At 53.9% G+C, this 24,277-nt stretch carries 19 protein-coding genes; 4 read left to right on the top strand and 15 right to left on the bottom strand.

Annotated features, from left to right (window positions below):
* Nucleotides 1-9 precede the first annotated feature (9 nt).
* Entirely contained in the window at nt 10-1,506 is a 1,497-nt protein-coding gene (locus ACJJJB_RS20530; protein WP_353375733.1) for a type VI secretion system contractile sheath domain-containing protein, read from the bottom strand.
* Nucleotides 1,507-1,581: 75 nt separating this feature from the next.
* Nucleotides 1,582-2,301, bottom strand: coding sequence for a transposase (locus tag ACJJJB_RS20525; protein ID WP_020413612.1), 720 nt, complete (start codon nt 2,299-2,301; stop codon nt 1,582-1,584).
* Nucleotides 2,302-2,492: 191 nt separating this feature from the next.
* Here ACJJJB_RS20525 and ACJJJB_RS20520 point away from each other — a divergent pair, with 191 nt between their 5' ends.
* The 3 genes from ACJJJB_RS20520 (at nt 2,493) to ACJJJB_RS20510 (ending at nt 7,576) form a co-directional block, all read left to right on the top strand.
* The gene (locus ACJJJB_RS20520) at nt 2,493-3,356 is read left to right on the top strand and encodes a Stp1/IreP family PP2C-type Ser/Thr phosphatase (RefSeq protein ID WP_020413613.1); all 864 of its coding nucleotides are present in this window, start codon (nt 2,493-2,495) and stop codon (nt 3,354-3,356) included.
* Nucleotides 3,357-3,379: 23 nt separating this feature from the next.
* Nucleotides 3,380-6,460: a DUF6531 domain-containing protein gene (locus tag ACJJJB_RS20515; protein WP_445365406.1), complete on the top strand. Its 3,081-nt coding sequence runs from the start codon at nt 3,380-3,382 to the stop codon at nt 6,458-6,460.
* Between the two features lie 93 nt (nt 6,461-6,553).
* On the top strand, nt 6,554-7,576 hold the full coding sequence (locus tag ACJJJB_RS20510; protein ID WP_020413615.1) for a succinylglutamate desuccinylase/aspartoacylase family protein: 1,023 nt from the start codon (nt 6,554-6,556) through the stop codon (nt 7,574-7,576).
* 4 nt (nt 7,577-7,580) lie between these two features.
* Here ACJJJB_RS20510 and ACJJJB_RS20505 read toward each other — a convergent pair whose 3' ends face one another.
* The 13 genes from ACJJJB_RS20505 to ACJJJB_RS20445 all read right to left on the bottom strand — a co-directional run bounded on the left by ACJJJB_RS20505 (nt 7,581) and on the right by ACJJJB_RS20445 (nt 23,005).
* The gene (locus ACJJJB_RS20505; protein ID WP_282951875.1) at nt 7,581-8,801 is read right to left on the bottom strand and encodes a lytic murein transglycosylase; all 1,221 of its coding nucleotides are present in this window, start codon (nt 8,799-8,801) and stop codon (nt 7,581-7,583) included.
* 171 nt (nt 8,802-8,972) lie between these two features.
* Nucleotides 8,973-9,653: a PAQR family membrane homeostasis protein TrhA gene (trhA, locus tag ACJJJB_RS20500; protein WP_020413617.1), complete on the bottom strand. Its 681-nt coding sequence runs from the start codon at nt 9,651-9,653 to the stop codon at nt 8,973-8,975.
* A 114-nt stretch (nt 9,654-9,767) separates the two neighbouring features.
* Nucleotides 9,768-11,090 carry an adenylosuccinate synthase gene (locus tag ACJJJB_RS20495; protein ID WP_282951876.1) on the bottom strand — a complete coding sequence of 441 codons (1,323 nt, stop codon included), beginning with the start codon at nt 11,088-11,090 and terminating at the stop codon, nt 9,768-9,770.
* Between the two features lie 111 nt (nt 11,091-11,201).
* Nucleotides 11,202-12,401, bottom strand: coding sequence for an ATP phosphoribosyltransferase regulatory subunit (locus tag ACJJJB_RS20490; RefSeq protein WP_026305107.1), 1,200 nt, complete (start codon nt 12,399-12,401; stop codon nt 11,202-11,204).
* Between the two features lie 201 nt (nt 12,402-12,602).
* Nucleotides 12,603-13,475, bottom strand: a complete 873-nt coding sequence (gene hflC / locus ACJJJB_RS20485; protein ID WP_020413620.1) for a protease modulator HflC — start codon at nt 13,473-13,475, stop codon at nt 12,603-12,605.
* A gap of 11 nt (nt 13,476-13,486) precedes the next feature.
* Nucleotides 13,487-14,629, bottom strand: a complete 1,143-nt coding sequence (hflK, locus tag ACJJJB_RS20480; protein ID WP_445365405.1) for an FtsH protease activity modulator HflK — start codon at nt 14,627-14,629, stop codon at nt 13,487-13,489.
* Between the two features lie 164 nt (nt 14,630-14,793).
* Entirely contained in the window at nt 14,794-16,125 is a 1,332-nt protein-coding gene (gene hflX, locus ACJJJB_RS20475; RefSeq protein WP_445365404.1) for a ribosome rescue GTPase HflX, read from the bottom strand.
* A 131-nt stretch (nt 16,126-16,256) separates the two neighbouring features.
* On the bottom strand, nt 16,257-16,541 hold the full coding sequence (gene hfq / locus ACJJJB_RS20470; RefSeq protein ID WP_020413623.1) for an RNA chaperone Hfq: 285 nt from the start codon (nt 16,539-16,541) through the stop codon (nt 16,257-16,259).
* 190 nt (nt 16,542-16,731) lie between these two features.
* Nucleotides 16,732-17,655: a tRNA (adenosine(37)-N6)-dimethylallyltransferase MiaA gene (gene miaA, locus ACJJJB_RS20465; RefSeq protein ID WP_040628948.1), complete on the bottom strand. Its 924-nt coding sequence runs from the start codon at nt 17,653-17,655 to the stop codon at nt 16,732-16,734.
* A gap of 70 nt (nt 17,656-17,725) precedes the next feature.
* Nucleotides 17,726-19,609, bottom strand: a complete 1,884-nt coding sequence (mutL, locus tag ACJJJB_RS20460; RefSeq protein ID WP_020413625.1) for a DNA mismatch repair endonuclease MutL — start codon at nt 19,607-19,609, stop codon at nt 17,726-17,728.
* Between the two features lie 55 nt (nt 19,610-19,664).
* Complete coding sequence (locus ACJJJB_RS20455) at nt 19,665-20,975, bottom strand: N-acetylmuramoyl-L-alanine amidase (RefSeq protein ID WP_020413626.1); 1,311 nt, start codon at nt 20,973-20,975, stop codon at nt 19,665-19,667.
* A 60-nt stretch (nt 20,976-21,035) separates the two neighbouring features.
* Entirely contained in the window at nt 21,036-21,521 is a 486-nt protein-coding gene (gene tsaE / locus ACJJJB_RS20450) for a tRNA (adenosine(37)-N6)-threonylcarbamoyltransferase complex ATPase subunit type 1 TsaE (RefSeq protein WP_020413627.1), read from the bottom strand.
* Between the two features lie 2 nt (nt 21,522-21,523).
* Nucleotides 21,524-23,005 (bottom strand): NAD(P)H-hydrate dehydratase, encoded by a 1,482-nt coding sequence (locus tag ACJJJB_RS20445; protein ID WP_282951880.1) that lies wholly within the window; start codon nt 23,003-23,005, stop codon nt 21,524-21,526.
* A 135-nt stretch (nt 23,006-23,140) separates the two neighbouring features.
* Between ACJJJB_RS20445 and queG the strand changes: the two genes are divergently transcribed.
* Nucleotides 23,141-24,247 (top strand): tRNA epoxyqueuosine(34) reductase QueG, encoded by a 1,107-nt coding sequence (gene queG / locus ACJJJB_RS20440; protein WP_444945824.1) that lies wholly within the window; start codon nt 23,141-23,143, stop codon nt 24,245-24,247.
* Nucleotides 24,248-24,277: the final 30 nt, after the last annotated feature.

The raw sequence follows: 24,277 nt of genomic DNA, 5'->3' as shown, positions 1-24,277 counted from the left end.
TCATTTCTTTTAGTCCCAGGGGCCTTTCAGGGCCCCACCGGCAAGGGAACTTAATCGGGGCAGAATAATCTGGTCCCGTCCCTGTACAGAGCGCATGGTACTGAGCCCCGCTTGCATAAATCTTGTTGCTCCGCGATCGGTAAGCAAAGCCTCGGCACAGGGCGTAATCCACTGTCCCTGGGGGAGTTTGCGCAAATGCAACGGCAGGCTTTCATAAGTGGCCGATGACGGCGCACGAAGTCTGCCACTTGCGGAGAACCCTTGGCATATAGCCAAAGCCAGCAGATAAACGCTGTTACCCCACAGGTAATACTGGTGCCCTTGCTCGGGAGTCAACTCCTCGAAATCAAAGTGCTCAGTAGTAGATGTTTCGCTGCCAAAAGGCAGACGCAACATAAACCGGGGGGCCGCCAACGCCACATACTCACTCCCGGAGTACTCCCGCACGGCTTGCCAGCTCTCTGCAAAACGTTCACTCAAGGGGTAATACCAATCATCGGGGTCAACGGACCCTGCCAGATTGGGACAGCCCGCCAATTTGGTATCACCACCTAACAACAAAGCACTGCCAGCCGCTTCAGCGATCGTTGAAAGGTCGATCAGCAGATGCAGGTCCCGCTCCTCATCAGTGATATAAAAATCACCTAGAACCAAATTGTATGGGCGACTACCTGATACGGTCTCCCTTTCGACCAGCAATTTGAAGACCTGTGAATTTTCCAGGTCACTCTCCGCACTGGCAAAGTCGGCAAGCAACTCCTCTTTACTAATGTCGATAAGGTACAGCTGTAAATTGGGATGTTCTTCTAAACGCCTGAGTAAAAACTGCAGGCTGAGCCAGCTTGCCTCCAGCTGGCGAAAATCACTGTGATGCATCAACTTGCGCATCACATCCGAAGTAGCTTCAGTAAGTGCATCAAGGTATTCACCCTGGCGAGGGTCGGCACTCTTCTGCACATAGGGCGCAACGATATCCTTAATCAACTGGTCCACTTCGAGGCTATTGCCATTCTCTCTGGCATAGCGCTCGCGACCCGCTGCAAGAATTTCATCAAGAAAGGATTGATCAGCAGAATAGGAGGTAGCCTCAGTAGAAGGCTCACGTAATTCGGGCTTCCACTGCTGAATTTCCTCTGCGGCCTGCTGGAATTGCACTGGGTCGCGCAGGCGCTGCTCCAGCTCAATAAATTTTTTGAATAGCGGCAGGCGGCTGTACAGGTAGTCCGGGTGCAAGTCATCAAAACAGGGAAGAAACAGTGGTTTCTCCATAACCGGCAGCTGTAGGCTCACCCCCAGGTCGGCGAATACGCCTTCAAAAGTGTCACGGTTTAACAAGTAAACACGGCGCTCGGCAATAGTATCCGGCTCACACTGGCGACGGCTGGCTCGCCCACTAAAATCGCCGATAATTGCGACCTTCAGATTATCAGTGCCCAAATCCATATTTCTTCCTTTTTTATTGTCGCCGGGAATTTCAAATCCCGTCGCTATGGTGGCTCTACTCACTTTTTAAGATTCCAATGGCGGCAAAAACTACGCAGCGATTAGCGCTACTTCCCTGTACCCATCATGCGTTTTTATTTATTCGGTTTCTATAGCTTCTTTTTCGATTTTTTTTGTCTTTCTGGGACGGCCTCGCTTTAATGGCCGTACTCGCTGATTCGCAATTTGTTCAATTTTCTCTTTAAACGCATCGCCACCCAATACATGCCCTAATTTAATGGTTTCTGCAATGTAATCGAGCAGACGTCTATCAAAGCTGTAACGGAAAAGTTTTCTGTATGCCTGAGCACGCTCCTGAGCACTTTCTCCCAGGGCGGTGTATAAATGGTGATCCTTAATCAAATGGTCATGTTTATCGTTCACATGATGATTAAAACTCGACCATTGGTAGTTCCCAAGGGAGTCCGCCAATCCCAGATAGAGAGGGCGCAACTCGACATACCTGTAACAGGTCAGCAGGTAGGCATCGGAGTCAATCAGGCTTGATTTATAGCGCCCTCTCCAGAGGGTACCGGAGCGCTTGTAACGGTGATTTACAAACTGGACATAGCGACGCCCCAGGGACTGCATCATTGAGGATATTCCATCGGGAATCCGTGGCGACGCAATAATCTGGATCATATTGGGTAACAAAACGTATGCGTGAACATCTACGCTGTACTGGTCAGCGGCATTACGCAAACTAATCAAATAATATTGATAATCTTCCTCATCAAAGAAACAAGGCAGGTTATTGTGACCAACCTGCACTATGTGCTGGGGAATATTTATCAGATTGAGCCTAGGCAAACGGGGCATTTTGCCAGCGAATCCTTATTAAACAGGCGCAGTGCCTTTTCTAGTGATGATTAAAGGTTTTATTATCGCAAACCAAGGAAAAAAATTTCAAACTTAGTCTGCGGCCAAGTTAACATAAGAACTGGTTATTCGGTTGTAATAATGTTACGCCGCATTTTATTGCTATTTAATAAAGGGGAGTTGCACCAGACATGGATCAGATAAGTCTGGCGGTCAACGGGCGCACTGACATCGGTCAAGTTCGCGAGGAAAATGAAGATAGCATCCGCTGGCATGCTAGCGCGGATAAACCCTTCGCCTACATGGTCGTAGCCGACGGTATGGGAGGCTATACGGGCGGTGCCACAGCAAGCAAAATCGCGGCTGAGACCATTCAATCCCACCTGGACAATCTGCTTGAACACACCTTTATTTCCTGCACACCTGAACAGCAACAACTGATTTTACGCGCGACCCTGATTGATGCCATCAACAATGCCAATAGTGCGCTTCTGAATACCAAAAATATGAACCCCCAATTTTCCAAAATGGGAACAACTATTGTTGTTGCAGTTATGTGGCGCGACTTCCTGATCGTTGCCCATATAGGGGATTCAAGGGCGTATTTATGGAACAACTACGGGTTACAGCGCCTTACACGAGATCACAGCGTGGTACAGGAAATGGTCGATAGCGGTCAAATGACCCCGGAACAGGCCAAGCAGTCCAATGTGCGCAATCATATTACCCGCGCCCTGGGTATCTCCAGCAGTGTGGAAGCAGAAATTAACAGTTGGAAACTAACTGAAAACGCGCTGCTGCTTGTATGTAGTGATGGCCTAACTGAATATCTGGACGACCATGCAATCGAGCGGGTCCTTGCCACTCATCGCCCCGCTCTGGAATGCGTATACCGCTTTATCGACGATGCCAACAGACTGGGGGGACGAGACAATATCAGTGCAGGCATCCTCGAATACTCCTCCCAATCTATGCCACAGATGCTCGCACAAGAGCAGAGTGTGACTCAAAGACCGCAGTCACCTGATGTGACTATCCGTAAATCACAACGCTAAACCTGTTTGCCGGAAGCTGAAGCATGACACCGGAACGTCTCACCCAGCTAGTACCCAACCTGTTCAAAACCCTTAGCCCTCCCCCTGTTACTTTCTCACAGGGGGACCCGGCCGCGGCTTGCCTTTGGCTGGCTGAAATTCAGAACTTACTTTCACCAACCGATACTACCGATCATATCCACCCGTTGTGGCCACAGGCTCCTGACGTATCAGTTAATACCTACACCCTCGCCTCAGCACCTGCGGGGCAATTACTTCCCGGTATCGGCGATGGCCCGACAAGCCTGATCAATATTCCCGGAGTCAATCCCCTCGACACCTGTGTCCCGCCAATGCAGCGCAGCCTGCGCATTGAGGGCTGGGTTAACGGGGCAAGTGGCGAGCTGGCTTTCGAAAGCATTGACTTAGCACTACCGGGCCCACTGCCCTTCCAATGGAAACGCTACTATCGCTCCTCAATTAGCGACGACTGTGGCATCGGCGCCGGCTGGCGCCACTCCCTTAGCGAAAAACTGTCAGTACAGGGCAATACCGTCGAATTACACACTGCGGAGGGGCGTAGGGTCCACTTTCAACTGCCCGCGATTGGCCACGGTTGTTACAACCGTTTTGAGCGCCTGCTGCTGTTTCGCCAGAGCCTGCATAGCTATCGCCTCACGGCATTTAGCGAGCCTCACAAAATTTTTCGTGCCGACGGGGTCAACAGCGCCCTGCCTCTTACCGAAATCCGGGATCAGTTTGGCAATGCCCTGACCATCGACTACAGCGAGGGACTGCCCAGGAAAATTGTAAGCTCCTGGGGGCGGGTACTGGAATTCCACAGCCACGGTGGTCGCATTAGCAGGCTGCTCAACAGCCACGCCCCTGAAGAGCAACAAACTTTGTGTGCTTACGATTTTCACGGTGGGCTGCTCACTGGTGTTTCCCGGGGTCGCGAGAGGGAACACTACAGTTACCATGATCTCTCTCTGGTTGAGGCGCACAGCAGCCGAAATGGCAGTACCCAGTTTGAGTACGACCACCAGGGCCGCTGCCATAAGTTGAGAAGAGAGGAGACAGAGACCCTCCTCAGCTGGCAGCACACGCACAATACCTGCCTTGTAGAAACCATCGACAGGGAATCACAGCAGCTTCGCTTTGATCGCTTCGGCCAACTGATTCATGAAGTCCAGGGCCAGCGCCAGTGCAGTTGGCTCTATGACACCTACGGCAATCTCTGCCAACATATCGGAGCAGATGGGCTGAACACCTTCCTCCGCTACGATGAATTGGGACGAATCCGACGCAGCACTTGCGCAGGCACCAGCAATCGTTATCAATACGATGAGAACGGCTTCCCCGAAGGCATACTACTCAATGGGGACCAGCCATGGCTGTATCGCTTTAGTGATAAAGGCCGGCCGCTGACAATCGTCGACCCAGGAAAACAGGAGTGGAAATTCCTCTACAGCGATCGCGGGCAGTTGACGCAGATCGTCGACCCTGAGGGCGGCCGGGTGGACTTCACCTGGGATGGGCAGGGTCAGCTGCAAACCGTACGCTACGGGGATAAAGCTTGGGGGTTTGAGTACGATCACTGGCAGCGAATGAGTGCACTGGTTGTCAATGAGGACACTTGGTGCGAATGGCGCTATGGTCCGGAAGGTGAATTGCGTGAGTCCCGAATTGGCATGCACCAATATGGCCTGGATTACTCAGAGCGGGGACTACCCTACGCAATTCACGCCGGCAACAGCCAGAGCCTGCACTGCGAATACGATAGTGCCGGCAATATATGCCAGATCCAATTTGCCGATGGCAACAGCTGGGAACTGCACTGCAATGCCCACGGCCAGTTAACCCAGTTGGATACTGCTAAAGGGAGCTACCGCTGGCACTACGACCCCGTCGGCCAGTTAGTCTCATTTCACACACCGGATAAACGCCAATTGCGCTGGCACTACAATACTGATGGCAGCATCAGCGAATACTGCGACAACGACTGCCGCTGGTATTTTAATTACAATGAAAATGGCTCCATTGCCGGAATCCGAAACAACAACGGCCAGAGCAGTGAATTTCATTACGATGCGCACCAGCGCCTGATCCAGGCCAACAATTTACACTCTTCCGTGCGTTTTAAATACGACCAGCGCAACCGGGTGATCGCCGAGAACCACGACAGCAGCGACGTTCGCGATTTCAGCCTGAGATATCAGTACGACTCACGCGGATGGCTGAAAAGTGCCAGCTCCGATAATCTCGATCTAGCCTATACCCTGACACCTTGTGGTTCCCTGTACGGTATTGACGCCAATGGTGAGCCAATCCTCCGCACTGAAATAGACGGACAAAACCATATACATGTCCAGGGGGATATTCGCAGCACCTATAAATTTGACGCAGGCCGGCTAGCAGCCCTGGACAGTGGCCTCGCCTTAACCTGGCAATTTGATCGACAAGCGCCGCTGCAACTCACGACGCCTATTCGCCAGGCTGGATTCGCCCAGGCACATATCGAGCGAGATCAACGCGGCAATATCACCATTGAGCGGGAGATTCCCGGGCGCAAGGACTACCAATACCAGTACGATGGCTGGGGTCTGATGAGTACCGCAGAGTGTGGTGAGTTCAAAACCTATTTCCGCTATGACCCGTTTGGGCGCCGTCTGAGTAAAACCTGTACCCATCGCAAGTCGACACGCCAACGCCGTGTGACTACCAGCTGGAGCGGACTTGGCATCTGGGCGGAAGCACACCAGATTGATGGAAAATCACGCGGTATCGGACACTGGATACAACACCCCTTGAGCGGCTCACTTCTCTGCCACTGGAGTTCAGGTACCAGCGAGCACTATTTGACCGATCCGGAGGGCAAGCCCCTGGCCATTTTTGAGTCGCAGGGCTCGATACAATGGTCCCGCGGCAGCGAGGCCGGAGTTACTGCCAACCGCGGCTTTGGCCAGGAACCCAGCCCCTGGCGTGGTGCCAACCTCATTGCCGATATCGAAACCGGCCTCTGGTACCATACCTCAGGATATTGGAACCCGGCGCTGAATATTTGGTTGAATGGCACCCAGGTTTTTGCCCGCTCGACACCCGACTCTTCTCTGGCCAAACTTTAAGGTCAGTGGCCTGATACAACCTATCGGGAAGACTCCACAGGGCTTCCCCTTCCGCCCTCTACAATCAATTAAGTCCAATAGAGTGGCTGAGATATGCGAGATTCCCCGGACTTTGAAATCGGCGGTATTGAAGTGGCCAGGGGGGAGTCCCGTCGTATAAACCTGCCAGTGGTTAGCCTGTATACCAATACGGATATGGCAATCCCTGTCTATGTACAGCGCGGCAAGCGGACCGGCCCTACAATTTTTGTCTGTGCGGCGGTACACGGAGATGAACTTAATGGCATCGAGATAATCAGCCGCCTGATTCAGAGCCGCGGCCTCAAGTCCCTGCGTGGCACTCTGATTGCTGTTCCCATGGTCAATGTCTACGGCGTGCTTCAACACACTCGCTACTTACCCGATCGGCGCGACCTGAATCGATCTTTCCCCGGCTCAGCCAAGGGCTCCCTGGCCGCTCGTATGGCCTATGTATTCCTGCGGGAGATAGTGGCCAAATGTGATTACGGCATCGACCTTCACACCGGCGCTGCGCACCGCAGCAACTTACCTCAGGTCCGCGCCAACCTGGACGATACCGACACTCGTGCCATGGCCAGAGCTTTTGGTGTACCGGTACTGCTCAACGCCTCCATCCGCGATGGTTCCCTGCGCCAGGCCGCCGCCGATCTTGGAGTAAGAATCCTGCTTTATGAAGCGGGCGAAGCGCTGCGTTTTGATGAATTGTGTATTCGCGCAGGGGTCAAGGGCGTAATCAACGTAATGCGGCACCTGGAAATGCTGCCAAAAGGCCGCAGTGGCAATTCGATAGAACCGTTTATTGCCCGTAGCAGCGGTTGGCTGCGTGCTGGAGATAGTGGTATCGCAAAACATATCAAGGCTCTGGGGGATCACATATACGAGGGCGAATTACTAGCCACTATTACTGACCCTTACGGCAAGGAGCTCGACCAGGTGCGATCTAACGGGGAGGGGATCATTATTGGCAAGCAGAACATTCCCCTGGTGCTCGAGGGCGAGGCGATGTATCACATCGCCTATTTCCGCAAGCCTCAGGAAGTAGTTGAAAACCTCGAATTGCTTCAGGACAGCCTGCTGCCAGACGAAAATTTCTAGGGCGCTATTGCTGCTGTAATAACTCCAGTACTTCCTTACTGGGAAACCCTTTCACTTCGACACCAGCGCGTTTTTCAAACTCCCGAATAGCCTTGCGCGTGCCAGGGCCGGCCTTACCATCGACTTCACCTGTATAAAACCCCTTCTGTTTCAGCAACTTCTGTAACTCTTCCACCTGGCTGCCATCGAGTGGGGTAAAGGGTCGATTCCAGTCCTTTACCAGAGGTGGTGCGCCACCGATGCGATCCGCCAAAAGGCCAATAGCGGTCGCATAACGATCGGAGTTGTTGTAGCGCTTCAGTACAAAGAAGTTTTTGAAAACCAGAAAGGCGGGGCCGTTACGTCCATCCGGCAGCTTCAGCTCTGCCACAGCTTTCTTATTTGGGAATGATTCACCATTGGCGCGTTTGACCCCGAGCTTTTCCCACTCTGCTACAGTCAACTTACCTCCCGGCATCTTGCGCGAGGGTATAGTGACCTCATAGCCCCAGGGCTTGCCCTTTTGCCACCCATTGCTCGACAGCAGGTTCGCCGCTGTAGCCAGTGCATCTGGCACCGAATTCCAGATATCACGTTTGCCATCGCCATCGATATCTACCGCATAGGCTTGATAACTGGTGGGGATAAACTGGGTGTGCCCCATGGCCCCGGCCCAGGACCCCAACAGGTGCTGCCCCTCGACATCCCCGGCCTGTAATATCTTCAGAGCCGCGAGTAACTGCTGGCGACCAAACTTCTTGCGCTGAGGGTCTGCGTAGGCAAGGGTAGCCAGGGACCGGATCACACTACGCATGACTTTGTCATTACCGAGGATGCCACCAAAACTCGACTCCACCGACCAGATCGCCAAAAGGATATCTGGGTCAACTCCAAAGCGCTTTTGGATCTTGTCGAGCCAGGGCTTCATCTTCTCTTTTTCCTGCTTACCCCGCTCTATAGCTCGTTTCTGTACCCTGTTGTCGAAATACTGCCATACTGGTGCCTTGAATTCGGGCTGGTAGCTGGCACGATCCAATACCCACTGGTCAGGAGAGGTTATGCCCTTAAATGCCTGATCATAAACCTGGGGGGAAATACCACTCTTTATCGCCGTCTGGCGAAAGTCCCGAACCCATTTCTCAAAGGCCGGGTCCGGCTTATCTGCTGACTGAACACCTAGCGATATCAGCGCCAGGTATAGGGCGAGAAAATAGGAAAGCATGGGGAACCTGGACAATCTGGGCATGAGAGTACCTTTGACACAACTTTTTGCTCGCTCAAGGTTAGGACGAGCCTCTCTTTTCCGAAAGGCGGATTTATCAAATGGTGTCATCCGCCCGACCAGTCATCAATGTTGACAGATAAACCTGCGGGAAAGTTCTGCTTGTGTCACAGCCCTGTTGTCAGGGCCACAAAACTATGGGATTACATAGAAAAGAACTGCAAAGAAGTGCAAGATCCCTCCTGCCAGTACAAACAAGTGCCAGATCGCATGATGGAAACGCAGACTGCGCCACAGGTAGAAAGCGATACCACCTGTATAACAGAGCCCACCCAAAACCAGCAGCCACAAACCACCAGTCTCAAGACTATTCGCCAGTGGCTTGATTGCAGCGATAACTACCCAGCCCATTAAGGCGCTTAAAGTGATAGACAGGGCGCGAATTTTTTTCAGCGGGGTGAACTGAATTATCAACCCGAGCAGTGCCAGTCCCCAGATAATCCCAAATAACCACCAACCCCATGGACCGCGGAGAGTCACCAGGGTGAACGGCGTATAAGTCCCCGCTATTAAAAGGAAAATTGAAGAGTGATCCAGGGTACGCAAGATCGCCTTGGCACCGATATGACTGACAGCATGGTACAGAGTCGAGGCAAGGAAGCAGAGAATCAGTGTAGAGGCGTAAACGCTAGAGCTGACGATATGCCAAGCATCACCGCGCAATGCGGCGAAACCTGTGAGAACACCCAGGCCGGCGATAGCCAGTAGGGCCCCGACACCGTGAGTAACGCTATTGGCAATCTCTTCTGCGAAGCTATAGCGGCTGGCAACGGAAACGGTCGAAGTCATAAATTGGCCCGGCTGAATTCTGGTCATAAGCACATCAACGGCACTCGACCAATAACTTGAATCAGGTCTAATGATCAGAGGCCTCACCTAAAATAGCAAGGCCAGGATCAGACCAGGGGTTCACAACCGGACCATAACCACTTATTCGCTGGCGTTATGGATTCCCATTTCACACAGAGCGGAAGAAGCGCGAACAATGGTCTCATTTCTGTCAGGTCCGGTAGAAACAATATCTACAGGCGCACCAACCAGCTCTTCAATGCGGGCTATATAGGCCTTGGCATTGGCCGGCAGATCTGACTCACGGCGTGCACCTTCTGTGGTCTCTTCCCAGCCGGGCATGCTTTCATAAACTGGCTCAACTCCCTCCCAGCCGGCGGCATCGAAGGGCACCGGAACTTCTTCACCGGCACTATTGCGGTAACCAATGCAGATTTTCACTTCCTCAAGACCATCGAGCACATCCAACTTGGTCAAACACAGGCCCGAGATACTGTTGATACGAATTGCATGGCGTACCGCCACCGCATCAAACCAACCTGTACGGCGCTGGCGGCCGGTAGTGGCACCAAACTCGTGGCCTTTCTCGCCCAGATGACGGCCCACTTCGCAGGCCAGTTCAGTTGGGAACGGGCCGCTACCAACACGGGTGGTGTAAGCCTTGGTAATACCCAGAACGTAATCGAGATAAAGTGGACCAAAGCCAGAACCTGTAGCGGTTCCACCTGCAGTGGTATTGGAGGAGGTTACATAGGGGTAAGTGCCGTGATCGATATCCAACAGCGAACCCTGAGCGCCTTCAAACAGAATATGTTCACCTTGTTCACGGGTCTTATGCAGGTGATCCGCAACGTCGGTAATCATCGGCATCAGCTGTTCACGCCAGATCTTCGCCTCCTCCAAAGTCTCTTCGTAACTCACCGGCGCCACTTGGTAATACTGGGTCAGAGCAAAGTTGTGGTAATCGATCAGCTCTTTGAGCTGGCTGCAGAAACTTTCCCAATTACACAGGTCGCCGAGTCGCAAGCCACGGCGAGCCACCTTGTCCTCATAGGCAGGACCAATACCCCGGCCGGTGGTGCCAATTGCCTTGTCGCCGCGGGCTTTTTCACGAGCCTGGTCCAGTGCCACATGCACTGGGAGGATCAGTGGACAAGCCGGCGACAGACGCAGGCGTTCACGCACAGGTACACCGCGCTCTTCCAGCGCCTTCATTTCCTTGAGCAACGCTTCAGGGGATAGCACCACGCCGTTGCCAATGAGGCAGGTTACGCTGGGGCGCAGGATACCGGAGGGAATCAGGTGCAGTACGGTTTTTTCACCATCGATCACTAGCGTGTGGCCGGCGTTGTGTCCGCCCTGAAAGCGCACTACCAGGGAGACCTGCTCTGTCAGCAAATCGACAATTTTGCCCTTGCCTTCATCACCCCACTGGGTTCCCAGCACTACTACGTTCTTGCCCATCTGTATAAATCTCTAACTCAGGTTTCTCTCGGCGGGTGCTTGGAGCCCCCGACATCAATGGATCTTGCGGTGAACACCGCACCTATACTGGCACTTCCACTGCGCCCGCCCTCAATCAGTCCCGCGGCTTTTTACTATCCAGGAACCACTTTCGAGCACCAGCTCGCGGTCGCAACGCGAGTGGAGATCACTGTCCGCGCCGTCGGACAAGGTAGCGATTACTACCTCTCCCTGCCTGCGCAACTCATCAACTGCATGCCAAAGTCCAACACCGTCCGGGCCACTGACTTCCGGCGCGAGAATGGCGCCACCCTTGGGCTCAGCTCTATTACCCAAGGTATTCAGGGCCACTAAATCACTACTAAAGCCAGTAGCCGGACGATCCCGTCCGAACACAGCACCTATACCGTTGTAACGCCCACCATTAGCAAGGGCTTGGCCATGGCCCGGACTATAGGCAGCAAAAACCAATCCGGTTTCATAGTCGTAACCACGCACTTCGCTCAAATCAAAAAACAGCTCTACCATCGGGTAGCGCTCTCCCAGCGCCTCGGCGACTTGGTACAAGTCGGATAGCGCTGCCAGGAGCGGCTCTGGAGCGCCGCTAAGCAACTCGCGGGCTCTCTCCAAGCAGTCCGAACCCCCGGCAAGGCCAGGTAGCGCTTGCAACCAGTTCGCTACCTGCGCATCTGCAACGTTTGCAGCGACCCAACTATGCACATCGGCACTCGCCTTGTTCTGTAGCAGCGCCGACAACTCATCCTGCTGAACCTCACCCAATCCTGCCGCCTCGGCAAGACTGCGGTAAATGGCAACATGGCCCAGGTCCAGGTAAATCTGTTCAATCCCAGCGACCTGCAGGCTCTCCAGCATCAGGGAGATCACCTCTATATCACCACTGAGGCTATCCACACCAAACAGCTCCGCACCAACCTGAATTGGAGCCCTCGAGCCCATAGCAGTACGCGGTCGGGTATAGAGAACATGACCCGCATAGCACAGGCGGTTAGCGCCTACGCGGGGAAAACTGTGCGCATCAATACGCGCGGTTTGCGGAGTGATATCAGCGCGAATACCGAGAGTGCGGCCGGAGATCTGATCAGTAACCTTGAAGGTACTCAGATCCACATCACGCCCCATCCCGATCAACAGGGATTCGGTGAATTCCAGCATTGGCGGTATTACCAACTCGTACCCCCAGCAGGAGTAGAGGTCCAGCAGTTGGCGGCGCAGGGTCTCAACCTGAATGGCATCCGCAGGCAAAATTTCCGCGATGCCATCCGGCAACATCCAGCGATCAGCTTGAGTCATGGTGAAACGGGTTTATCAGGGTTAATAAGGCGAGCCAGCAGCTTCCACAAAAAAACCGGGCTAGGCCCGGTTTGCGTGATTTTAGCATCAAGTGCTGCTGGGAAGGTAGGGCTATTGGGGGTATTGATGACGACAGATTGGATTCGCCGAAAACGGCGAGCTGAAATGAGTAATCAGCTGCCGTTTAACCCCTAATAAGGTTTATTGCCCTTTAGGATCCTTCAGATAGCGGAAAAATTCACTGTCCGGGTCCACCAATAGCATGTCCGATTTACTCTGGAAAGACTCTTTGTACGCCTGCAAGCTGCGGGTAAAGCGATAGAACTCGGGGTTCTTGTTGTAAGCCGAGGCATAAATAGCCGCAGCTTCTGCATCGCCGGCACCACGCAACTCCTCAGACTGGCGATAGGCCTCAGACTCAATAACCACTTTTTGGCGGTCGGCATTAGCGCGGATGCGCTCACTGGCTTCCTGGCCTTTAGCGCGGTGATCCCGTGCTTCCAGCTCACGTCCGGCGCGCATACGCTGGAACACTGATTCGGACACTTCCGGTGGCAGGTCAATACGCTTAACACGCACATCAATCACTTCCACACCGAGGTTTTTCTGCGCTACCTGATTCAGGTTTTTTGTGATCTCTGCCATCAGCTCATCGCGCTCACCACTGACCACTTCGTGCAGGTCTCGCACACCAAACTGGTTACGTAATCGGTCATTGATCTGCTCGGACAGCAGGCGAACAGCGTTGCGCTCATCACCACGGGTTGCGATGTAAAACTTGCTCACATCGGAGATACGGTACTTAGCATACGAGTCCACCATCATGAACTTGTTTTCGCTATTAAGCATACGCACCGGGCTGGAGTCCACAGTCTGGATACGCGCATCAAATTTGCGCAGTTTCTCTGCAAACGGGATTTTGAAATAAAGTCCCGGTTCGTTATAGGTGCGTATCAGTTCACCAAATCGCAGCAGTACGCCCTTTTCAGTTTCCTTCACCACAAAAGCGCTGGAAGATACCACCAGTATGCCAACCAGCAGTATGGCAATGATTCCCAAAGTCTTGTTGTTCATTCCATCACCTCCTAGCGGACAGACTGGCTGCAACGGCCATTGGCAGCATCCTGGCGCAAACGCTCGACAATGCGCTGGTAGACTTCCTCAATCACGATCGGTGAGGTGTCTTTGCGCTGTACCGCCTTGCTGGTGCTTTCCTGGGCCAACTTGTCCAATGGCAAATACATCATGTTATTGCCACCTTCGACATCCACCATCACTTTCGAGGTGCTGGACATCACCTCCTGGACCGCATCCAGGTACAGACGCTCGCGGGTCACTTCCGGGGCACGCTCATATTCAGCCAGCAATTTCTCGAAGCGAACCGCCTCACCGCGGGCACTCTCCACTACGCGGGCCTTATAGCCTTCTGCCTCTTCAATAATCCGCTGGGCCTGACCACGGGCCACCGGAATCACCTGGTTTGCATAGGCCTGGGCTTCATTCTGCAAACGTACCTCGTCTTCACGAGCCTTGGTAACATCGTCAAACGCATCCTGAACTTCGCGCGGCGCCTTGGCATCAGTCAGGTTAACCACATCGACACGAATCCCCGTCTGGTAAAGATCGAGGTACTCCTGAAGACGCTGTTGGGTATCTGTGGATACCTGGGTACGGTTTTGAGAGATAACGCCGTTTAAGGTCAAGGAGCCGACCACATGGCGCAGGGCACTGTCCGTGGCCTCTTGCAGGCTCTTCACAGGATCGCGCACACGCAGAACAAAGGATTCCGCATCACCAACCTGCCATTGCACGGTCAATACGACTTCAACGATATTGGCGTCTTCCGTCAGCATCTGCCCTGTCGTACGCTCAGTACGCACCTCGGTCATATTGACCTTAGTGACACTATCAATCAGGGGCGGATTCCAGTGCAATCCCGCAGATTCTGTAGAGTGGTACTTACCCAGGCGTAATACTACTGCCTGTTCATTGGCGTTCACCTGATAGATTCCCAGGCCCGCATAGATTAATACGGCGACACCAATCACCAGCATCCAAGGAAAGTTGCCTGTACCAGTACTGGGGCTACCGCCTCCAAACAGACCACCTAACTTTTGCTGGACTTTCCGAAATAGTTCATCAAGGTCCGGCGGTCCATCATTATTGCGATTGCCACCGCCACCACCCCACGGGTCTTTATCTTTACCACCCGGCTCATTCCAGGCCATCTAACTTACTCCAACTCTGATCATTTAAGCTTTGTCTCCGGCGGATTCTAGCATCCTCCGCCGGCAAAATATTGCCGCCAGGACTCAACTGGTGGCAAGTTTGTCGCAACCGTAGTTGCGCAGAAACCTTTCTCTATAGCACCAACACTATGACACCAGGAGCGCTAATATTCTGCCTCTCCATTGTCCTCCCCTTCACATTCTTGTGGTAACCACTCGGGGCCCTCACCATCGACGGTAAACTGGGCCAGCAGGCGCTGGAAGTCGCTACGCGGCAACAGCAGCTCTAATTCACAGTCGCCATTATCGCGATACACCTCACTTTGGATTGCGTTAACCTGGTAAAGCTGTGCTCGCAGTCGGGACTGTTGAGGTTTTACCACCAACAGACCACGCACCATCTGTTCTCCCAAGCGTTCAGCAATAGCCTCTATCAGAAGCTCACATCCTGCTCCAGTAGCTGCGGATAGCCATACCGCGCGCGGTATACCATCCTCATCACGATCGATACGGGGCTCACAATCGGCCAGGAGGTCAATTTTGTTATACACCAACAGCTGTGGCAGGTCCGCTGCGCCAATTTCTTCGAGAACATTCTGCACCTCCTCTATCAGATGCAGACGGTCTTCTGCCGCGGCATCTACCACATGCAGTAACAGGGTTGCCTGAGCAGCCTCCTCTAGCGTGGCACGAAATGCCTCGACCAGTTTATGAGGCAAATGGGAGACAAAACCAACTGTGTCAGCCAATACCATGGCGCCAACATTGGGTAATTCAACCCGGCGCATGGTCGGGTCCAGCGTAGCGAACAGCTGGTCACGCACATAAACTTCTGCATCGGTGAGGCGATTAAACAGAGTGGACTTGCCGGCATTGGTATAACCCACCAAGGATACCGTGGCCACATCCGCACGGGAGCGCGCGCGCCGGCCCTGCTCCCGCTGTCGCCTGACTTTCTCCAGGCGCTTTTCGATAGAATCAATCCTCGCACGCAACAAGCGGCGGTCAGTTTCCAGCTGCGTTTCACCTGGTCCACGCAGGCCAATACCACCCTTCTGGCGCTCCAAGTGAGTCCAACCGCGCACAAGCCGGGTAGCCATATGGCGTAGCTGTGCCAACTCTACCTGTAACTTACCCTCATGAGTACGTGCGCGCTGGGCAAAAATGTCCAGGATCAGTCCTGTACGGTCTAGCACCCGACATTTCAACTCACGCTCAATATTGCGCTCCTGACTAGGAGAAAGAATGTGATCAAAGATCACAAGCTCCGCGCCCTGCTCTTTTACCACCTGGCGAATTTCTTCCAGCTTACCGCGCCCGACAAAAGTTTTCGGGTCCGGCGTTGCGCGCTGGCCAAAAATAAAACTGACCGGATCTGCTCCGGCAGAGAGGGCCAACTCCTCAAATTCACGAGGGTCTTCGGGACTGTCGATTGCGGAGAGTTCTAGGTGAACCAGCACCGCCAGCTCACCGGATTCCGGTCGATCGAAAAACAATGGGAAATCTCTATATGCGGAAGTGGACAGCAACCCACCTTCCAGACTGAAGTGGCAGTGGGCAAGTCATTCAGGGCTCACCCGCTGCAGGCACCCCTCGTAAAGAGGCGCTGGTCAAAATAGGTGGCTTATCAGCTAAAGGATTCGCGCTCTCCGCCCTCACCGTTACCTTCACCACCGTGTTGTGCCGCCGGATTCAGCAAGGGCACACGCACAGCTCGGGACGGAACAACAGTGGAAATAGCGTGCTTATAGACCATTTGGCTAACGGTGTTTTTTAGTAACACCACAAACTGGTCGAAAGATTCAATTTGCCCTTGGAGCTTGATGCCGTTTACCAGATAGATAGAAACCGGGATACGCTCTTTGCGCAGTACGTTGAGGTAAGGGTCTTGTAAGCTATGCCCTTTTGACATCTTTTTTCTCCTTGTCAAAAAGCTGAATGCGGTATGCAGGCCGCAATCGCATCCGCGAAGAGCGCGGATCAAAGAACGACTGAGGTTGAATACGCGTGTAAGTAGTGTAGTAGTAAGCCGGAAAAGGCCGGCCCTTTGAAAACTGACTGAATGAGCTTGTCGTTTATTAGCCCAACCACGTTATGGATGCTCAGGCGAGAAATTTCAAGGCTTCCGCCAATATTTCGTCATTCTCACGCACCCTGCCATCGGCATCCTGAGTATACAAAGTTTGCAGGTCTGGCCAGCGTCGCAACCAAGTCAGCTGTCGCTTGGCCAGCTGACGTGTAGCCGCAACACCCGCCGCAACCATTTCATCATAATCACAGCGGCCATCCAGGTAATGCCAAACTTGACGATAACCCACAGCGCGAATCGCCGGGAGGTCCTCGTGCAAATCATCCCGAGCACGTAGCCCACGCACCTCATCGACAAACCCGGCTTCAAGCATCCTCTTAAAGCGCAATTCAATACGCTGGTGCAGCAGCAACCTATCCCTCGGCATAATCGCCAACTGGCTCAGCTGGTAGCGTTTCTGTACCCCACTACCGGCCTGCTCGCGACGCAACTGGGACATGGGCACTCCGGTGAGACGGTAAACCTCCAGCCCTCTCTCGATTCGTACCGAGTGATTCGGATGTAACTCCGCCGCCAAATCCGGATCCACTTCAGCCAACTCTGCGTGCAGGGCTGGCCAACCTTCTTGTTCAGCACGAGCCTCAATTTCTGCACGCAATTGTGCATCGGCTTCAGGTAGTTTTGCCATACCTTCCAGGAGAGCACGGAAATACAACATAGTTCCGCCTACCAGAAGAGGGATCTTACCTGCTGCACTGATTTCGTCCATAGCTTCCAGGGCATCTTTTCGAAATCGACCTGCGGAATAGGATTCACTGGTATCACAAATATCGATTAGGCGATGAGGATAGCGCACTAACTCTTCCTGGGATGGTTTTGCGGAACCCAGATCCAGACCTCGATACACCAAAGCAGAATCCACACTGATCAACTCCACCGGCAGATTGTCCGCCAGCGCCATTGCCAGATCCGTCTTGCCCGATGCCGTGGGGCCCATCAGGAAAATTGCGCGGGGTTTGTCACCCAAAATGCGCTTGTTCAAATCACCACCTACTTCCAGTTCACGGCTACTGACCGCGCATAAACCACTTATCCATATCTGCCAGTTTAACCTGGGTCCAGGTGGGGCGGCCGTGATTGCACTGGCCGCTACGCTCGGTGCGCTCCATATCCCGTAACAGGGCATTCATTTCAGGCACCGTCAGGCGGCGATTGGCACGCACTGAACCGTGGCAGGCCATGGTGCCAAGCACTTCGTTAATGCGCTCACCGATACGTTCACTATCACCCTGCCCCAATAAATCGGAAAGGACATCACGCACCAACTGCTCCACCTCCGCGCCATGCAACATGGTAGGCACTTGGCGCACCAGCAGGGTCTCAGGACCGGCGCGCTGTAATACAAAGCCAAGAGACGTAAAGACTTCACTGCGCTCCTCGAAGCAATCCGCTTCGCGCTGGCTTACTGCAAGACTCACCGGCACCAGTAACGGCTGGGCCTGGATACCCCCGGCAGCGTGAGCGACCTTCATCTGCTCGTAAACAATACGCTCATGGGCGGCATGCATATCCACCACAACCATGCCCTGCTCGTTCTGCGCGAGAATGTAAATCCCGTGCAACTGGGCAATAGCAAAACCCAGAGGTGGCGCCTCTTCTCCAGAACTTACTTCCCCCCCCAGAGGTGCCGGTGCCACCGCTGCCATACTGCCAGATTCAGCCCCCCTAGTTACAAGCTCAGCCACCGCTCCACTCCCTTGATAGGGTTGGTGCAAAGTACCGTAGGCCTTCATCTGCTGCTGCAGGTTTCCAGGAGAAGGTTTATTGCTCAGCGGCATCTTCTGCTGTCCGGCAAACTCCCCGGCCTGGATACCAGTAACTCTGTCTGCACTCGCAACTTCTGTATCCTCAGCCGCCTCCTCTACGGCCTCTTCACGCTGTCCTGGTCGCACATCAGCCAGGGCCCGGTGCAAACTGCCAAACAGGAAATCATGCACCAAACGGCCATCGCGAAAGCGCACCTCGTGCTTGGTTGGGTGCACGTTAACATCCACTGATGCGGGGTCCAGTTCCAAGTAGAGTACAAATGCAGGATGGCGACCGTGATAGAGCACATCGGCAAAAGCACGGCGCACCGCATGGCTCACTACCTTGTCGCGAATTGCACGGCCATTGACATAGAAAAACTGCAAGTCGGCCTGGGAGCGTGAGAATGCAGGCTCAGCCACCCAACCCCAGAGACGCAGACCATTTCGTTCCACATCAATATGCAGGGCATTTTGCATAAAAGCCGGGCCGCAAACCTGGGCAACACGGCGTTCCATTTCAACACGGCCACTGCCTGCTCGCAGGTTATGCACTCCTTTGCCGTTATGGCGCAAACTGATGGAGACATCAAAACGGGACAGGGCCAAGCGCTTAATGGTGTCATCAATGCGGTTAAATTCAGTCTTCTCGGTACGCAGGAATTTGCGTCTCGCAGGGGTATTAAAAAATAGATCACGCACATCCACGGTGGTACCGCGAGGGTGGGCAGCCGGGGATAGCTGCGCCTGCATATCACGCCCTTCTGCACTCACCTGCCAACCCTTGCCACTCTCATCACGGCTGCTGGTCAGCGCCAAGCGCGCTACTGAGGAAATACTGGCGAGAGCCTCACCGCGAAAACCAAGGGTCGCTACAGCCTCGAGGTCTTCCAACACATGAATCTTTGAAGTAGCGTGGCGGGCCAGAGCCATAGGCAGGTCTTCGCGTTCGATACCTTTACCGTTATCGCGCACTTTCATACGTTTGATACCGCCGCTATCGACATCCACCTCCAAACGCGTGGCACCTGCATCGAGACTGTTTTCCAGCAGCTCCTTGATAACTGAAGCCGGGCGCTCTACCACCTCGCCAGCGGCGATTTGGTTGGCAAGGCGGGGCGATAATTGCTGGATACGTTCGTGCATGACACTGGCCTGTTAACGCTTATTTGACCGGCCTGAAAGGCTATGGAATTCGACCTTACCCCGAGGGAATACTCAGGGTTTGACCCACGCGAATCACTGAGTTTTTAATGCCGTTAGCCCTCATTAGGGCTGTAACAGAGACATTATACCGCGCAGCTATCCCGGATAGTGTCTCACCTCGGGCAATTATATGACGCCGCGACTTGGTGCCCTGGTTAGCTGCTAGCCAAGTGCCTGCCGGTGGACGACGGCTGAAGTAGCCCACTATACCTTCGCTGAGTTTTTCTGCCATGCGCTGCTGGAATTTAGGGTCACTCAAGCGTCGAGACTCATAGGGATTAGTGATAAAACCTGTTTCTACGAGGATTGAAGGTACATCGGGATTACGTAGCTCTGAGAAATTTGCCTGCTCCACTTTCTTTTTGTGCAAATGGGTAAAACTCCCCAGGGAGCTCAGTACGCTGGCACCAACGTCAAGACTCGCATTCATAGTCGCAGTCATCGACAGGTCCAATAACACCCCGGCAAGAGTATCATCCTTGTCATCCAGACTCAGGTCTCCCGCTCCCCCAATTAAATCAGACTCATTTTCTCGCTGGGCCAAGAAGCGAGCCGTCTCACTGGTCGCTCCTCGAGAGGAAACTGCGTAGACACCAGCACCACGAGCCTCTTTACGGGTAAAGGCATCGGCGTGAATCGAGACATATAAATCAGCGCGCATTTTGCGCCCTTTTTTCACTCGCTGTCTCAGGGGGATAAAATAATCACCTGTTCTTACCAATTTCGCGCTAAACCCCCGCTCTCGATCGAGTTCCCGCTGAAGTTTGCGCGCGATCGCCAGCACTACATCCTTCTCCCGCAGACCTCCAGGACCTAGAGCCCCCGGATCCTCGCCCCCGTGACCAGCATTTACAGCAATAACGATATCTCGTTCACTACTTACTTGTAGTAGAGTTTTTTCTTGGTTTTCAACTTTGTCGTAAAGATCGATTACCAGTCGATCTGGTAATTTCTCGTGGCGACGCAGGGCAAAACTACGTGGATTGATCTGCTGTTTGAGATCGAGCACCACACGCAGATCTTTCTTGTTGTGGCGCGCGTGACGTACCTGAGCAATAGGGGTGTCTTTTAAATCCAGTGCATCCAACTGAGCTTTCAATTTGGTATCAGTAATATCCACCACTACCCGGTGTGGTCCACTCAGGGTAAAGAGCTTGTGCTCCGCCGGCCCACTCAAATCAAAAACCAGGCGTGTGTGATCCGGCGCACGCCACAGGCGTACACCTTCCACTTCTGCCGCCTTTAACGGCACTACTATCACCAGCCCAAAAATCAGGGCCAAAAGTGACCGCCACATCAAACTCATTACATCTCAGTCCTTTCGCTTATTGTTATTCACACACCCTCGAATTAAGGTCTGCCGATACTATTGCAGCAATTTTTCCAGCGTATCGAGCACTGCTGTGCCCTGTTTGGAGTGAGCAATCAGCAATAACTGTCTTCCGCTATCTGGCACCTCCAGGTCCAATTGCAAATCCGGCTCCGGTAAAACACCAGCACCGCGCTCCGGCCACTCCACCAGACTCAGACTGTGGGCAGCGAAATAATCCCGCACCCCCATAAACTCCAGCTCCTCGGCGTCACCCAGCCGGTATAGATCAAAGTGATAAACCCGTTGCGTACCCAGCTCATAGGGCTCCACCAACGTATAGGTGGGACTCTTTACTGCGCCGTCATGACCAAAAGCCCTTAACACGCCACGGCAAAAAGTGGTTTTCCCAGCACCCAACTGGCCATTCAGATACAAGGTCAGTCCATGCTGCAGGCCACTGGCCAGGCATGCGCGCCCCAGCGCCTCTCCACTGGCGACTGTTGCTTCTTCGTCCGCCAAATGTATTTTGAGTTCACTCACTATCAATCTACCAACCGTCGAATCCAAGGCAATAAATCGGTGGCCAACAAACCTCGCTGGCCATCCTCAGCAGCGCGATTACCGGCTTCTCCATGCAGCCAAACTGCCAGACGGGCCGCTTCAACCAGGGGCAGGTGCTGCCCGATCAGTGCAGCGACGATACCGGTAAGCAGATCGCCCATACCACCAGAGGCCATACCCGGATTACCGCTATTTATCAGATCTACACCACCATCGTGGGCAATCAGGGTACCTGCGCCCTTAAGTATCACCACACCACTGAACTTCTCCTGAACTGCGGCAGCTGCTTCACGGGGATCGACCAGTACATCGGCAGTGTCACAACCGAGCAGGCGTGCCGCCTCTCCCACATGGGGCGTCAGTACCCAATCATTCCGTTTCACGCCGGCCAATACCCGCCCTTCGGACAGGATATTTAACCCATCCGCATCCACCACTAATGGCACCTCTGCTCGCCCCGCGCGGGCTAACAGCTGTTCGCTCCAGGGCGAGCGCCCGAGGCCGGGACCAACAGCTATAACACTGGGGCCGTCCAGCAGTGGCTCCAGCTCCTGGCCGGAAATTACCGGATAAGCCATAACTTCAGGGCAACGAGTCAAAGCTGCAGAGAGGTGCTCAGGGCGAGTCGCCAGAGAAATCAGACCGGCTCCAGCCCGCGCGCTGGACTGAGCAGCCATAAGTGCAGCACCGCCAAAGCCGCTATCGCCTCCAACGATCAGAATATGGCCAAACTGGTTTTTAAAGCTGTCCGCAGCACGCACTGGCAAGCGTTTAATACCCTCCGCCGTGTAGCGGTGCACTGAGACATCAACATCACAGTAGGCCTGCGCTGGCGCGCCCAGATCCTCGAACTGGACCTCACCGCATAGCGCCGGGCCTCGACCACAATAGAGGCCGAGTTTGCGCCCGATAAAAGTCACCGTCATATCCGCATGTACAGCGAGGTCAGCGGTTCCCGTATCGGCGCTTAGACCGGACGGGATATCCACAGCCAATATCGGCCCAGGACTCTTCTTAATTCTCTCCACCGCATGGGCGACATCCTCGCGCAAAGCCCCACTAAACCCAGTACCAAGCAGGGCATCCACGATCAGGGTATTGCCATCGGCATTGTCCAACTCTGCTAAGGAAGTCAACACCTGTACGCCTTCTCGAAGGGCATATTCACAGGCTTCTCGCGCATCACCTTTCAGCTTGCCCGGCTCAGTACAGGCATAAACCGTAACCGGGATCTTTTTCTGCGCAGCCAGGGCCGCAATCACATAGCCATCCCCACCGTTATTACCACCGCCACAAAAGACCTGTATTCGGCCAATATCGGGCCACTGTGCCTGCAAATGCTTGAAGGCCGCGCGGCCGGCGCGTTTCATTAATTGAATAGAGGGAATTTCCAGCGCAGCTATGGTTTGTCGGTCGAGTTCCCGTACCGATTCGGCACTGTACAGAGATTGAGGCGTATCCATGCGGCTCCCGCAATGTGGTCAAGAATTCATCTGTGGCAAAATAGGCGATTGCATCGCTGTCAGTTGCTCTGTCAGCAGAGTATACCGCCCCGGCCAGTCAATGTGCTTGCCTGGGATATCGAGCCGCTTTTACCTATGACCGATTCACTGCTCGCAGAATTAGCCAACCTGATTAAAACCTGGGGGCGGAAGCTGGGCTTCCAGCAAGTTGGCATTACTGATTGCCAGCTGGAGGAGGATGGCGAGCGCCTACGCGCATGGATTGATGCCGGTTACAGCGCAGATATGGAATGGATGGGTGCTCATGGGGAAAAGCGCTGGCGCCCAGCACTCCTGGAGGAAGGTACTATCCGCGCCATCAGTGTGCGTCTCGACTACCTTCCACCGGATACCCAACCCATCAAAATACTGAAAGACTCCAGTAAAGCCTATGTCTCACGTTATGCCAATGGGCGCGATTACCACAAGCTGATTCGCAAACGCCTGGCTAACCTGGCCAAGAAAATTGATGCTTTTTGTGCCGAGCACGGGATCGAATCCAAAGGGCGTGCATTTACCGATAGCGCCCCGGTATTGGAAAGGGCATTAGCTCGCAAAGCCGGACTCGGCTGGGTGGGCAAGAACTGCCTACTGATTAACTCTAAAGCCGGCTCGTTCTTTTTCCTCGGAGAAATCTATACCAACCTACCGCTACCTATCGACGAAGGTGACTTCGTCGATGAGTGCGGCGACTGCGTGGCCTGTCTCCGGGTATGCCCAACCGATGCCTTTATCGGTCCTCGAACCCTGGATGCGGGCCGCTGTATCTCCTACCTGACCATCGAAAATAAAGGGCCGATACCCGAAGAATTTCGCGAGCCCATCGGAAACCGTGTATTTGGCTGCGATGACTGCCAGACGATCTGCCCCTGGAACAAATTCGCCAAACCCACCGCCGAACAGGATTTCCACCCACGCCACGGACTGGATAACGGCGAGCTGTTGGCACTATTCAACTGGAGCGAAGAGGAGTTTCTGCGCAAAACTGAAGGCTCCCCCATTCGCCGTATTGGTTACGAACGCTGGCAACGCAATCTGGCGGTTGCCCTCGGCAATGGCGAACCCGTCGATAGAGTCCTGGACACCCTGGAACAAGCGCGGCAAACCGCCACGCCATTAGTGCTTGAACATATTGACTGGGCCCTGGCACGCCTGCGTGGTGGCCGAAAGCGCAAGCGCAAGATCAAGCGCGCTCCCACCTAGACCGCGCAGCGACACGCAAAGCTAAGGGGC

Source organism: Microbulbifer variabilis, assembly GCF_052468405.1.
The sequence above is the reverse complement of the archived record's forward strand: the minus strand, read 5'-3'. Positions and strand labels throughout refer to the sequence as shown.